We start from the raw sequence: 13,051 nt of genomic DNA, 5'->3' as shown, positions 1-13,051 counted from the left end.
TGGCGCCAGGAACCGTGAAGGTCACGCTGTCAATCGTGCCATCGGTTGCCGTATTGCCGGAGCTGGTGCCAACACGCAGGAACAGCACCTGCGGAATGACGATGGAAAAGTCCAGCCGTGCAGTCGCTGCAGAACCCGTGATTGCGGGCGTGATAAATGTGGACTCTGCATGCACTGGCGTTGCCGCCAAACCGGCCACGGCCAGGGCGCTTGCTAAAACAATTTTTTTCATCAAGGTCCTCTCTGCGGTAATGAGGTGAATCGGGATTCAGGTTTTTCTGAACGTGAATGGACTGTAACCAAGCGTTTCGAAAATAGGTGGCTTTACACTCGTAACACGCGCCTCAAATGGTAAATCCATCACGTTTAAGTCATTGAAAACAATGGATTTATGCGAAACGACGACAAAAAAGACGGGGCTTCGCACGGATGTAACGAATGCCATCAGCCTCCTTCTGTGACATATTTCCCAGATTGATGTAACGAGTCAGAAACAAAAGGCTGATGTTTGTCTGCGCAGTTGCTTTTACCCGCTGCAACTCGAAACAAGGCGGTGCTTTTCGAATGCGGCCACTCTTCTCTGTTGTCTCGCGTGAGCCCGGGAGAGATGATTCGCTGATGAATGTGTTGCGCGCTGGGCGACGGGTCAGGTCAAAGCGGGTTTCAAGCAATCACAAGAGGAAGGCAGTTGGTTCGGCGAGTTGTTTGCCCTGACCAGAGGCCTGCGGGCAACGCTTGTGGCGGGTGTTGTGTCGTGTGATGGGCGAAGAACGAACGCGCCGCCGTGATTGCGTCATGCAGCCTCCGTATGGGGGCATGGATATCGCTGGCGAGGTGCGTGCCGGATTGACGGCGATTGACACGCGTCTTGCCAAGAGGCGTCAGCAGAGCTGCCAACGCACAGTGCCAACCTGAAATGATGTGCCAGTCAGGAATGCGGGCGGGATCGACGGCCGCGGCTGCCTTTTGCACGGAAACGGCTTGCCTGGCGAAAGCCGCCGCATGCAATACCGACAAAGGGCTGGATGCCCGGATGTGTGAGGCGCCGGGGCGCAGAGGCTACGTGCGCCGGCCGTTCACCATGAGATCGTCAATTCAACAGGGTCCCGGGAATTCATGGGCTTGCCTGCCACCACGGCAAGCCGGCTACTTGCAGCGGAATCAGGCATGGCATTCATGCGCTGGATCTGGCCGCTTCTGCTGGTCGATGCAGCGGCAATTGCCTGGATGTCCACAGTGGACGGGCAGCTGATGCGCAGGGTGCCGGCCTGGCCGTCTGGCTGGCCGCGATGGGTGCAGCGATGGTCTGCCGTGACAGCCTCACTGAAACTGCGCAGCATGATGGTCACACCGAATGAACCGGAACTTGTTTGCGCCTGGGCTGCACCGTGAATTCCCAGCAGGGACTGGGTGGCCAGGGCGGCGAGAAAAGCAAATTTGATGATCTTCATGCTGCAACTCCTTAAAACTATCAGTTGTTGCAGCCATGCTATCGAATTTGATAATTTGAATCAATTGGTAAAAGTAGCCACATTATTGTTAATTAGTGACATTTCACACAAATTGAATTTTAAATTTGATTTTTTCCTTTTAATTTGGAAATTGATAATTTTTCGTCGTATTTATCAATAACCCTTGGGTTGAGCGTGCCAGAACCATGGGGAATGGTTCTGTTGGACATGCGGCCCCAGACCGTCGGTTGCGGCGAGCAACGGGGCGTGGGGAATCGGTACCCAGAACCGGGTGTTTTATTTAGTAAGTGACGGTGACCGTCACGCCGGGCTGGGTGGCTGTACACGTAGCTGTGGAGCAGGTGCCTGCCTGGCCGGCTGCAATGGTGCCCGTCACCGTATAGGGCTGGGCGCGGCCAYCCCCCGTTGCGCTTGCACTGCTGAGTGCCAAGGTGTAGGCGAGGCCCAACAGTGTGCCCGCTGCCGGCGAGAGCGCCAAGGCGTAGCTGGTGCCGCGTGTGCAGTCAACCGTGAAGTTCATGGTGCTGTTTTGGGGTGTGGGTGAAAAAGAGGTGTAGTTCAGCGTGAGTGTGGACGGCGAAATGGCGCCCGGGGCCGTATTGCCTGCAGCCACCTGTCCCACAAAGCATTGGGCAATGATGCTCACGGTAGGTGTGAAGGTTGCCGTGGCGACGACGGGACCGGCAGTGGCCAGCTGGAGGCTGGTGATAAAGGTTTCGTCGTAGATACCAGCCGTGTTGCCGGTTTGGCTGGGTTTCACCTGGAAGTTGTAGGTCAGGACAGCGCTGGTGCTCAGGGCTGCACCAAATGTCAGGGGTCCAGTTACCCGCCCAGTGGTGGCATTCGTCCAATCTGTTGTGGTGGCATTCTTGAAAATGCTGATATCGAGTCGGTCGGCATTAATGGTGCCTCCAGCATGACGGAACACCCGGCGGGTAAGACCTGTGCGGCTGCCGTAATCAATGCTGACCCAGTAGGTTGCGCTGTTTGCGTCGGTCGATAGCCGGGTGCAGTTCACAGTGATGGTGCCGCTGGCATTGGCAGCGGCGGCCCCATTGGTGTAATTGAGGTCTACGGATGTTGCCGCGAGTGTGCAGGTAATGGCTGCTTTGGCGTGCAGCGCACAAGTGCACAGCAGGGTTGCCAGGGCAATGCGCAATGCGTAAGAGACACTCATCGATTTACTCCGTTAGCCGCCCGGGCCTTTGCTGTCGGGGTGACTCTTGACTGCTGATGGTAACGTTTTGTAGCAGTACCTTGCATGGTGCCGTATTGCGCCGTTCCCGTGGGTGCCGGTCCTGTAAATTCGTGACAAAAATCACGCCGACAGAAAACAAAAGGTGTCAGTAGGTGACCGTAAGAGTTCGCGTCTGTGTGCTGGTGCATGTGCCCGTTGCACAGGTGCCGGACTGGCCGCCGGGAATGGTGCCGTTGATGGTGAAATTCTGCGGAAAGCCGGTACCAGTCTGACCGGCGGGGTTGCTCAATGCCAGGCTGTAATTGAGGGCGAGCAGGCTTCCCGCCGTCGCGTCCAGTGCCATGGTGTAGGTTTCGCCGATGGTGCAGCGAACAGCATAGGCCGTGCTGGCGGTGGCCGCGGCGGCCTGAAATGAGGTGTAGTTGAACTGGATATTGCTCGGCGGCGTGCTGAGCAGGCAGACGGACTGGTTGTTGATGCTCACAGGGAAAGTGGGAAAGACGTCGGTATTGCCCGGTCCGTTGTCGTAGCGAAGGCGCATCGTCACGGTATCGCTAAATATCCGGGCACTCTTGTTGAGCCCGGCTGCGATGCGGCTGTAGAAGACATGGGTGGCACTGGCCGTCAGGGCCCCGCCGAAATTGATGGTTCCTGCAAAATCACTGGCATTGGTATAGCCCCATGCCCCGTTTCCCGGCGCTATCCTGAAGAGGTCGTAGGCCATCTGGTTGGCCGTGCCGGTGCCGTTTACCGCCTGGTTGGTGCTACCGGCGCCAGGGTTGAAGCCATCATCCGCCCGCAGGGTATAGGCCGAAGTGGCCGGGTCTGCCGGTCCGCGCGTGCAATTGACCGTCACGGTCCATGCGCCGTCTGTCGGGTTTGGGTCGTTCTCAAAATACACCATCTGGACGGGCGTCGCCGTCGCGTTGCAGATCAGTGCGGCCGAGGCCGGCGCCGCAAGCAGCAGGAGCAGGCACAGTGAGGCAGCGAGGCGCCATGGTTTGGTGTTAATCATCGTTTGACTCCGCTGCAGCGAACTGGACCGACCCGGGCAATGTCTTCGAGGTTGCCGGGTGGCAACTCCACAGCAAATGTGCAGCTGGCTCCGTTCCATTTCAGGCGCAGACGATTTTGGGGCTGCAGGCCGGTGACAAAAGCTTCGCCGCGGCGGGCGGTGAAAAATTCTTTCTTGTCGCCGATCAGTTCGACCTCGGCACCTGAGGGCGCCGGCTCACCGTCGTCCAATTCAATGCGAATGAGGGCGCCGCGCCCCGAGCGGACAGGAAAGGCGATCTTGACGCCGCCGCGAAGCGCCGGCACAGCCTCCAGCTCGATGGAGTCAAGCTCTGCACTGATCGGCAATTCACTTGGATCCAGGCGCACACTGTTACGCTGGAAGGGCAGCAGGCGCGGCAGCAGCGCAACACCGTCGGCATTGGTGCGGGTCAGGGTACTGCCCTGGAAACCCACGCCGACATTGGCATAACCCGGCACCTCCACAATGGCAAAGCTCTCCTGTACGCGGCGCGTGGCAAAAACTTGCCCTTCGGCTGCGACCATGCCCCCGATCAAGCCCAGGCGCAGGTTTTGCTGGCTTTCCCCGGTACTGACGTCCGCGGAAAACAGTCCTTTGGTGCCCTGGTAATACGCGCCGCCTTCCGCATAGCGGCCATCCGCACGGGAGCCCAGCGCTGTTCGCCAACCCCAGCCGGTTTCAGCGCTCACTGCGCGGCTGGCGTTCACATACCCTTCGGTGGTTCCGCTGCGGGTGGTGACACCTGCGGCGATGGTGACGCGATTTTCAAGCGGCACGATCAGAGTGGCGCCCACTGAAGTTCCCGAGCTGATACCGCTGAGACGGGTGGCGCTCAAAGTCAAGGCTGCGCGTTGACCGAGACGCAGGGTGTAATTCACACTGAGGGTGTTGAGCTTGCCGAGGTCGTAGTTGTCAAAGCCGGCGTAACTCACGTTGAAGGCGCCAAAGTTGTCACTGCTGTAGCTGTAGCTGGCCGTTGTTTGCAGACGCGGAGATGGCGTATCGATACCGATTTGTCGGTAGCCGCGCGATGCACCTTCCGCGCTGAGCGACACCCCATGCCGCAGTCCGCTGCGCTCGACTCCGACCATCCAGTTGGCGCCGCGTCCCGCCGTGTCGCTGCGGCTGACTGAAAACGCTGTCTGTCCCAACATCTGGAATGGCAGCTCATAGCTGGCGCCGGCGCCGGCACGCATCAGAGACTTTGACCATTCGCCGTTGGCTTCGACCGTGAGGCTTTTGCTCAGGCCCTGGCGCCAGAGACCTGAAACGAAGCGCTCGCCATAGTCGGCGTTCTCAATCCCGAGGTCGCGGCGTACGGCGCCCAACTCAAAGCTCCAGTCGCTGAGGTTTTCTTCCAGCAGGTTGGCATTGCTGAAAAAAGACTGGGTGATAACGGTTTCCCGCCCAAGGATGTCGCGCACCACGACACGGGCCTCACCGGCTCCGGTCAGCGCCGGAAAATTGTCAATGCTGAAGGGACCAGAGGGCACTTTGGAGGTTTGGCGCAGCGCATCGTTGACATAAAGCTCAACGGTGCTGGGCGCTGCCGACAGGCCGGTTACCGTGGGAATGGGTTGGGTGACAAAGCCCGGTTGGAGCGAGAAATTTTTGCTGAACTGTATGCCGCCGAAATACACCTGACGCCCTGAAATGCCAGTGCGCGTGCTGCTGTCACCCAGCCGCAGAGAGGTATTGCTGTCCAGGAAGTTGCGCGTGTACGTGGTTTCAAGCCGGCGCCATGAAGCCTGTTGCGTCGGGTCCTGGCTGATGAGGTTGCGGCCCACGTAGCTGCTGGTCAATAGCCCCAGCTCCCCCGACACGCCGAATTCAGTCAGGGCGCCCAGGTCTTTCGCGTCCGTGGTGCTACCGGCGAAGCGGTTGCGGGTGGTGATGTAGTTCAGGTCGTAGTTGGCAAATGCGGCGGGAATCGACGGCGAGAGCGGCGGACGCATGGCCGACTCCTGCGTCAGGCGCACGGCATTGAAGGCCGCGGGTGAAAACACCAGGTCTACGGACTGGTCGGCAAAATTCAGGCGCGCCTCGAACCCCGGAATGGCCGACAGCGGAAACCATTTCTGGCCCTGAAAATCAACGTCCTGGGCGCTGGGCCGGTGGTTCAGCCGCCACTCTTCAAAGGCATCTTCGGGCGCGTACAGGATGCCGTTGCGCTCAAGCAGCGTCCAGACACCGCCCTTGGTGCTGTTGATGAAGACTTCCAGTGGAAGGAGCCGGTCGTTGGCGGACCGGGCCGCTGGCGGCGCATTGGATGATGCGGGTGCCTGGGCGTGTGCCAGCAGGCCGTAACAAAGGCCTGCAATGCCTATCGCTACGGGGTGTTTTCGTAAAGTCCACCAGCGCCTCATTGAAATCGGGTGCCAAATCAAGGCAGCGTGATGCTGGTCGTCAGGCTTTGTCCGTCGTCAAAGGTCACCACCAGTTGGGCGTCCCCTTTTGTAAGAGCCTGCTCTGCCTTAAGCCCGACAGTTTTACGGGCACCGGGCAGTATGTAACTGCCGCCTTCAAACCTTGCCAGGACCTGTGTGCCGCGCGTGACGGTCGCTTCCCGTATCTGGGCGTAAGCCGTGCCGGTATTGCTGCATTGCAGGTTGAGGGTTTTGGCGTCCGCCAGCTGATTAGTGCAACTAACCTGACGTTTGGCCACAGGGGGTGTGATGAACACGGGCATGCTCAAGGCCAGCGCGATGGGAACCTGGATGCCGGCGGCGGCGGGTACAGCTTCAGGAACTTCGCGAATGATCATGCGGTAGGTCAGCTGCCGGCTGGCATCAGCAGGTTTGAGCAGGGCCAGGCGCACTACCTGCCGGGCTTTGGGGGCCAGCTTGATGATGGGCGGTGCCAGGATCAGGTCTTCGGTCAGGACGAGTTCGTCGGTACCGTCCGGCTTCTGGCTCCAGGTGTTGATGTCGGCCTGCAGCACGACTTCGGTGTCGGCTTCGTTGGACAGTGTGACTGCGATGGCACGATCGCGCGGTGTCATGTAAAGACGCACCGGAGTGACGGAAAAAACGCCTGCCGTGGCAGCCGCCCAAGGTCCCAGCAGGCTTATCAGGAAGGCGTAGGTAACAAGCTTGCTTCGGCGCTGTAGGACGTTCATCCTCAGAAGGATACCAGCATCTCTACCGATCCAGCATGATTGCCGGCGTGGGCGAGGTGCAGTGCGGTCACAGTGCCACGGTCATCCTGAAGCCGCAAACGGGCCTGTTTTTCAGTCGCCGCGGCTTCTGTGTCCAGGGCATAACGCCGGCTTTCGATTTCCCAGCCGTCATCAGATTCTTCTCCGGCCGTCGCGACCTGGCGCTGGTCCTGAAGCCGGCAGGTATAACGGGCTCCAGGGTCATTGCGGGACAACTCATTGCGGCAATAGTCGGGCAGCAGGGAGTCCCGCGTGGGCCGGTAACCGGGCATGAAGCGGGCGTTTCCGAGCCGGACCTGCGCGATATTGACAAAGACATTCGAGTTGCAGGTCACCTGTACCGAGGCGCCACTGCCGCCGGAGCCGGTGGCGCTGGTGCATGCGTTGCCGTTGCCGGTGGTGTTCCCCGGGACGTTCAGCGTGATCTGCACCGACAACTGCCCCGCCGCCGCGCCCGCGAGGCAGGCAGCAGCGGCCAGCATCAAGAGAACACCAAGCGCGGCCTTGCGGATCATGGTTGTCGACGTCGCGAAGATCAAGCCGGGTGGCGATCAGTAAGTGATCGTCAGGGTCTTGGTCTTGTTGGTTGCGGCGGTGTTGGTGCAAGTTGCCGTGGCGCAGGTACCGGCCTGGCCGGCAGCCATGGTGCCGTTGACCGTGAAGGCCTGGTCGGTGCCGTTGCCGGTGCCGGCTGCGGCGCTCAGTGCCAGGGTATAAGCCAGGTTGACGGCATCATCGGTCACACCGGAGTTGCTCAGTGCCAGGGTGTAAGGCAGGGAGTTGGTGCAACGAACGTTGAAACCGCCGCCGGTGGAGGTGGCCGCCGTGGTCTGGAACGCGGTGTAGTTGAACACCACGTTGTTGATGACCGCGCCGGTAGCGGCATTGGTGGAGTTGATCTCGCACTTCGAGGTCAGGTTGATCACCACGTTGAAGGTGCCGGCTGCCGTGGCAGCGTAGGCGGGCAGTGTGGCGATGGCGGCAAGGCCGAGGGCGATTACTAAAATGAGCTTTTTCATGACTGGTCTCCAGTTAAAAAAACGAATGACAAACAAAGGAAATTTGAAGGTGAATGAACTGTAACTAGATATTTCTCAAATGGGTTGATTTAGACCTGTAACAGCGCACCCAAGTGGGGAATTTGTCACGTCAAACCGTTGAAATTATTGAGTTTATTCATAAATGCACCCAAAAGACTTATAGGTAACAAGCGTAAATACAGCCAATAAACCCGTCTTTTTTGCCAATTCCCGGTGAACTCGTAACCAATTTGAAACAACCATGCCACAGACCATGCAGAAACAAACCCTGTCTTTTCAAGCCGAAGTTGCGCAGCTTCTCAAGCTGGTCACGCACTCCCTGTACTCGAACCCGGACATCTTTTTGCGCGAGCTGGTTTCCAATGCGTCGGATGCCTGCGACAAGCTGCGTTTCGAAGCGTTGAACGATGCGTCCCTTTACGAAAGTGATCCCGATCTCAAGGTCAAAGTGAGCTTTGACAAAGCTGCCGGCACGCTGACCATTACCGACAACGGCATCGGCCTGTCGCAGCAAGAGGCCATCGACAACCTCGGCACGATTGCCAAGAGCGGCACGCGCGACTTCATGGCCAAGCTCTCGGGCGACCAGAAAAACGACGCGCAGCTGATCGGCCAGTTCGGCGTGGGGTTTTATTCGGGCTTTATCGTGGCCGACAAGATCACGGTGGAAAGCCGCCGTGCCGGCCTTCCGGCCAGCCAGGGCGTGCGCTGGAGCAGCGACGGCACCGGCGAGTTTGAAGTCAGCGAGATCGAACGCGCCGAGCGCGGAAGCAGCATCATCCTGCACCTGAAGGAAGAGTCGCTGGACTACCTGAACGCCTGGAAACTCAAGGGCATCATCAACAAATATTCCGACCACATCTCGCTGCCCATCCTGATGCAGAAGGAAGAGTGGAAAGAAGGCGAAAACGACCAGCCCGGCGAGATGGTCGTGACCGGTGAATGGGAAACCGTCAACCAGGCGGCCGCACTCTGGACCCGTGCCAAGAAAGACATCACGCAGGACCAGTACGACGAGTTCTACAAGCAGATCAGCTACGACAGCGAAGCGCCGCTGGCCACCACGCACAACCGGGTGGAAGGCGCCACCGAATACACGCAGCTGCTGTTCATCCCGGCCAAGGCGCCCATGGACATGTTCAACCGTGACAAGGCGGCTGGCGTCAAGCTGTACGTCAAGCGTGTCTTCATCATGGACGACGCCCAGGCGCTCATGCCGACCTACCTGCGCTTCGTCAAAGGCGTGGTGGACTCGTCCGACCTGCCGCTCAATGTCTCGCGCGAGTTGCTGCAGGAAAGCCGCGCCGTCAAGGCGATCCGTGAAGGCTGCACCAAGCGCGTGCTGTCCATGATTGAAGATCTGGCCGCCAATGACGCCGACAAGTTCAAGGCCTTTTATGGCGAGTTCGGCGCCGTACTGAAGGAAGGCCTGGGCGAAGACTTTGCCAACCGCGAACGTTTGGCCAAGCTGTTGCGCTTTGCCAGCTCAACGACCGACACCGTTAGCGTGGGCTTTGCCGACTACAAGGCCCGCATGAAGGAAGGCCAGGACGCGATTTACTACATCACCGCCGACACACTGGCCGCGGCAAAGAACAGCCCCCAACTCGAAATCTTCCGCAAGAAGGGCATCGAAGTGCTGTTGATGGCCGACCGCGTGGATGAGTGGGCGCTCAATTACCTGCACGACTTCGACGGCACGCCGCTGCAGTCAGTGGCCAAGGGCGCGGTCGACCTCGGCAAGCTGCAGGATGAAGACGAGAAGAAGGCCGCCGAAGAAGCGCAGACACAGTTCAAGCCCATCCTAGACAAGCTGAAAGAAGCATTGAAAGACAAAGCCAAGGACGTGCGCGCCACCTCCCGCCTCGTCGATTCACCCGCCTGCCTCGTCGTGCAGGACGGTGACATGTCGACCCAGCTGGCCCGCATGCTCAAGCAGGCCGGCCAGGCCGTGCCAGAGTCCAAGCCCATCCTGGAAGTCAACGCGCAGCACCCGCTGGTGAAAAAGCTCGAGGCCGGTGTGGACGGTGCGCATTTTGACGACCTGGCCCATATCCTCTTTGACCAGGCCCTGCTGGCCGAAGGCGGCATGCCGGAAGACCCGGCCGCCTATGTGCGGCGTGTCAACGCGCTGCTGGTGTAAGTGTCCGCACAGGGGTCCGCACATCGGCTCGGCGAGTTCATGCACCCGGGAAGCCGGTTTTTTTAATGAAATCGGCCTCCAGCCCTTTGTGGACGAGCGCAAGCAGCTATTAAATCAATAGCGCTTGCAGAGGCTCGGCAGGGACCGTATCGGCGTCCGGTACATCGTAAAGCCCCTCAGCACACCAGCGGCGGATCCTGCATCGCCTCGGTCTGCTCTTCCAGCATGTCGACCTGGCCCTTCCAGTAGTCGCTGGAGCCGAACCATGGGAAGTTGATCGGGAAGATCGGGTCATGCCAGCGCTGCGCCAGCCAGGCGCTGTAGTGCACCAGGCGCAGCGTGCGCAGCGGCTCGATCAATGCGAGCTCGCGCCGGTCGAACTCGCGGAACTCTTCGTAGCCGTCCACCAGCGCACCCAGCTGGCGGTTGCACTGCGCGCGGTCGCCCGACACCAGCATCCACAAATCCTGCACCGCCGGCCCGGTGCGCGCATCGTCCAGGTCGACAAAATGCGGGCCGGCCAGCGGCAGGCCCTCGGGCGTCCACAAGATGTTGCCGGGGTGGCAGTCACCGTGAAGGCGCAGGTTCTTCACGTCGCCCACGCTTTCAAACACGGTTTGCGCCACCAGCATAGCTTCATCAAACGCCTTGCGCCAGCGCGACTCCATGTCGAGCGGTATGTAGCCGTGGGAACCTTTGGCGCCATGGTCGCCGCCCGCCAGTAACACGTCGCGCGAGGCATAACCAAAGGTCTGCAGGTTCAGGGCTGGCCGKTGCGCAAACGGTTTGGCGCTGCCGACGGTGTGAATGCGCGCCAGGAAGCGGCCTATCCACTCCAGCACGTCAAGGTTGTCCAGCTCGGGCCGGCGCCCGCCGCGGCTGGGCGACACGCTGAAACTAAAACCCTTGAAGTGGTGCACCGTGCGGCCTTCCAGCGCCAGCGCGCCCACCACCGGTATCTCGGCGGCCATCAGCTCGGCGGCAAAGGCGTGCTCTTCGGCGATCTGTTCATCGGTCCAGCGGTCTGGCCGGTAAAACTTGGCCACCACGACATCGCCCGCCAGGTCGGCGTCACCCACGGGGCTCTCAAGATGGATCTGGTACACCCGGTTCTCGTAGCTCGAAAGCGCCATCAGGCGGCCGTCGCCCAGCAAACCGACGCTGGCCAGCGCATCGAGCACCACATCGGGGGTCAATGTCTCGTACGCGTGCAGTGTTGCGTGCGCCTCGGCCTTGTGTTTTTCTGTCATGCCCTGATTGTCGGCGCAGATGAAGGCGCACTGCCAGCAAGGGCATGTAAACGCCTGTTCCCGGATAAAAAGTCCTGTATCCCAATAGCGACACGCGCAAGCAGCTATAAAAAATATAGCACCTGCAAATAGAGCAAAAGAATCAGGGTTGCAGGATGTGGCCGGTGCGCGGGTCGCCTTTGCCGGCCAGCACTTCCTGGTAGGCCGCTTGCACCGCAGTCTGCCCGGCATGCCGCTGGGCGATGAGCCAGGGTGTTTTTGCGCCCGTCACCTGCTGTGTGAAATCCCGCCAGGCGTGCACCAGCTGCTTTCCAAAGCCTTCTTCACCCCAGTCGGTGATGCGTTTTTTGACCTGCGAAGGCGCAAAGAACAGTAGGGGCCTGGGGCCGGGCAAGTCCCTGGCGCTCCCTTTGGCGGCCAGGTCATCAACATGCGTGCCGCCTATCGAGCAGTTATAGCGAAGCTGGTCAAAGCGTGCATGAATACGTTGTCGCAGGTTCGCGCTGCCCGCGAAGTCGACGTACACGCAAGCGGTGTCCGCGGCTATGGCATCGAGTTGCTCATACGTCACCACGCGGCTGTAGCATCCCAGGCTTTCACAAAACGCGACGTTGGCTGGCGACGTGAGGGCGATCACCTCAACGCCCGGCCGCTTGGCCAATTGGAAAGCCGTGCCGTACGCCGTTTTGCTGGAAGCGCTGGACAGCAGCATGGCATTGGCACCGAAGAAGCCGTTGTCTGCCAGGAAGTCATCAATCAGGAACGAAGTAATGAACAGCGGCCGCAGCAGCGACTGCACATCTTCGGTGGCCGGGTCGTAAAACGGGTCCGTGCTGCAGCGCATGTACTGGTTGTAGGCCACCGGCAGGGCCCGCCGGTGCGCGGCGCCGTCGAAGAAACCGGCCGGTGTCACGCGGGCCAGTTGCAGCACCAGCTCGCTGGCCATGGGGTAATAGCCGTAAAACTTCTCCCCCACAGTCACGCCTTCGCATTGCGATTCCGCCACCGTGGCAAATCCCCAGACGGGGATGCAGCCCCAGCCGTCTTCCCCGGTCGGGAAAAATTGCCAGTAGCTCATCGCCTCGCCAAAGGCCGCGTAGGTGATGTTGTTGGACGTCAACGCAAATGATTCGATGCCGAGCCGCACCTGGCCGGGCGTGAGCGGCAAATGCGCATCGGTGTGCCAGCGGGTTTCGGAAAGGGCGTCTTTTCGGACCTGGAAGGAGCTTGTGAGGGCGGTGTCGTTCATGCACAGCACCCTAAATGAAACGGCCCGCSGGTTCAACACCGGCGGGCCGCCTTGGTGACAGTGATGTCGATTACTTCAGAGTGATCACAACGTCGATATTGCCGCGGGTCGCGTTCGAGTAAGGGCAGACCTGGTGCGCTGCGTCCACCAGGGCTTGTGCAGCCGCGCGGTCCATGCCGGGCAGGGTGATGTCCAGGCGCACGGCGATGCCGTAGCCGTTCGGGATCTTGCCGAGGTCAACGCTGGAGTCGATGGAAACGTCTGCAGGCACGTCGATCTTCTTCATGCCGCCAACAGCCTTCATCGCGCCGATGAAGCAGGCTGCATAGCCTGCGGCGAACAGCTGCTCGGGGTTGGTGCCGGTGCCGGCGGTGCCGGGCGAGCTCAGCGTGACGTCCAGGCGGCCGTCGTCGGTCTTGGACTTGCCGTCACGGCCGCCGGTGGTGTGGGCGTGGGCGGTGTAGAGAACTTTTTCGAGTGTGGTCATGGTGGTTTCCTTTGGAGAA

Annotated in this window: 11 protein-coding genes and 1 pseudogene; 1 reads left to right on the top strand and 11 read right to left on the bottom strand. The window is 60.1% G+C overall.

The genetic code is table 11. The features are described from left to right. The 8 genes and pseudogenes from AC1D0Z_RS03050 to AC1D0Z_RS03015 form a co-directional block, all read right to left on the bottom strand. A pseudogene (locus AC1D0Z_RS03050) lies at positions 1-232 on the bottom strand (hypothetical protein); the annotation flags it as partial. 844 nt (positions 233-1,076) lie between these two features. Beyond that, complete coding sequence (locus AC1D0Z_RS03045; RefSeq protein WP_477656765.1) at positions 1,077-1,451, bottom strand: hypothetical protein; 375 nt, start codon at positions 1,449-1,451, stop codon at positions 1,077-1,079. Positions 1,452-1,752: 301 nt separating this feature from the next. Then, positions 1,753-2,649 (bottom strand): hypothetical protein, encoded by an 897-nt coding sequence (locus AC1D0Z_RS03040; protein WP_477656764.1) that lies wholly within the window; start codon positions 2,647-2,649, stop codon positions 1,753-1,755. Positions 2,650-2,815: 166 nt separating this feature from the next. Beyond that, positions 2,816-3,685 (bottom strand): spore coat protein U domain-containing protein, encoded by an 870-nt coding sequence (locus AC1D0Z_RS03035; protein ID WP_477656763.1) that lies wholly within the window; start codon positions 3,683-3,685, stop codon positions 2,816-2,818. Beyond that, positions 3,682-6,072: a fimbria/pilus outer membrane usher protein gene (locus tag AC1D0Z_RS03030; protein WP_477656762.1), complete on the bottom strand. Its 2,391-nt coding sequence runs from the start codon at positions 6,070-6,072 to the stop codon at positions 3,682-3,684. Before AC1D0Z_RS03030 ends, AC1D0Z_RS03035 begins: the two co-directional genes overlap by 4 nt. Positions 6,073-6,089: 17 nt before the next feature. Continuing rightward, entirely contained in the window at positions 6,090-6,824 is a 735-nt protein-coding gene (locus tag AC1D0Z_RS03025; RefSeq protein ID WP_477656761.1) for a fimbrial biogenesis chaperone, read from the bottom strand. 2 nt (positions 6,825-6,826) lie between these two features. Further along, positions 6,827-7,378 (bottom strand): hypothetical protein, encoded by a 552-nt coding sequence (locus AC1D0Z_RS03020; RefSeq protein WP_477656760.1) that lies wholly within the window; start codon positions 7,376-7,378, stop codon positions 6,827-6,829. A gap of 36 nt (positions 7,379-7,414) precedes the next feature. After that, positions 7,415-7,882, bottom strand: a complete 468-nt coding sequence (locus AC1D0Z_RS03015; RefSeq protein ID WP_477656759.1) for a Csu type fimbrial protein — start codon at positions 7,880-7,882, stop codon at positions 7,415-7,417. Between the two features lie 274 nt (positions 7,883-8,156). On the opposite strand from AC1D0Z_RS03015, the gene htpG reads away from it, so the two are divergent. Further along, the gene (htpG, locus tag AC1D0Z_RS03010; RefSeq protein WP_477656758.1) at positions 8,157-10,046 is read left to right on the top strand and encodes a molecular chaperone HtpG; all 1,890 of its coding nucleotides are present in this window, start codon (positions 8,157-8,159) and stop codon (positions 10,044-10,046) included. Positions 10,047-10,222: 176 nt separating this feature from the next. Here htpG and AC1D0Z_RS03005 read toward each other — a convergent pair whose 3' ends face one another. The 3 genes from AC1D0Z_RS03005 to AC1D0Z_RS02995 all read right to left on the bottom strand — a co-directional run bounded on the left by AC1D0Z_RS03005 (position 10,223) and on the right by AC1D0Z_RS02995 (position 13,032). Then, positions 10,223-11,296 (bottom strand): serine/threonine protein kinase, encoded by a 1,074-nt coding sequence (locus AC1D0Z_RS03005; RefSeq protein ID WP_477656757.1) that lies wholly within the window; start codon positions 11,294-11,296, stop codon positions 10,223-10,225. Positions 11,297-11,438: 142 nt separating this feature from the next. Then, on the bottom strand, positions 11,439-12,545 hold the full coding sequence (locus AC1D0Z_RS03000) for a DUF2855 family protein (protein WP_477656756.1): 1,107 nt from the start codon (positions 12,543-12,545) through the stop codon (positions 11,439-11,441). Between the two features lie 70 nt (positions 12,546-12,615). Continuing rightward, positions 12,616-13,032 (bottom strand): organic hydroperoxide resistance protein, encoded by a 417-nt coding sequence (locus AC1D0Z_RS02995; protein WP_457281342.1) that lies wholly within the window; start codon positions 13,030-13,032, stop codon positions 12,616-12,618. Positions 13,033-13,051: the final 19 nt, after the last annotated feature.

This window comes from Polaromonas sp. P1_E3, assembly GCF_056405935.1.
The sequence above is the reverse complement of the archived record's forward strand: the minus strand, read 5'-3'. Positions and strand labels throughout refer to the sequence as shown.

What these genes read in the sequence shown, in the direction of transcription:
- AC1D0Z_RS03030 (WP_477656762.1), bottom strand. Translation starts at nt 6,072, where the DNA reads ATGAGGCGCTGGTGGACTTTACGAAAACACCCCGTAGCGATAGGCATT.
- AC1D0Z_RS03020 (WP_477656760.1), bottom strand. Translation starts at nt 7,378, where the DNA reads ATGATCCGCAAGGCCGCGCTTGGTGTTCTCTTGATGCTGGCCGCTGCT.
- AC1D0Z_RS03045 (WP_477656765.1), bottom strand. Translation starts at nt 1,451, where the DNA reads ATGAAGATCATCAAATTTGCTTTTCTCGCCGCCCTGGCCACCCAGTCC.
- AC1D0Z_RS02995 (WP_457281342.1), bottom strand. Translation starts at nt 13,032, where the DNA reads ATGACCACACTCGAAAAAGTTCTCTACACCGCCCACGCCCACACCACC.
- AC1D0Z_RS03000 (WP_477656756.1), bottom strand. Translation starts at nt 12,545, where the DNA reads ATGAACGACACCGCCCTCACAAGCTCCTTCCAGGTCCGAAAAGACGCC.
- htpG (WP_477656758.1), top strand. Translation starts at nt 8,157, where the DNA reads ATGCAGAAACAAACCCTGTCTTTTCAAGCCGAAGTTGCGCAGCTTCTC.
- AC1D0Z_RS03015 (WP_477656759.1), bottom strand. Translation starts at nt 7,882, where the DNA reads ATGAAAAAGCTCATTTTAGTAATCGCCCTCGGCCTTGCCGCCATCGCC.
- AC1D0Z_RS03025 (WP_477656761.1), bottom strand. Translation starts at nt 6,824, where the DNA reads ATGAACGTCCTACAGCGCCGAAGCAAGCTTGTTACCTACGCCTTCCTG.
- AC1D0Z_RS03035 (WP_477656763.1), bottom strand. Translation starts at nt 3,685, where the DNA reads ATGATTAACACCAAACCATGGCGCCTCGCTGCCTCACTGTGCCTGCTC.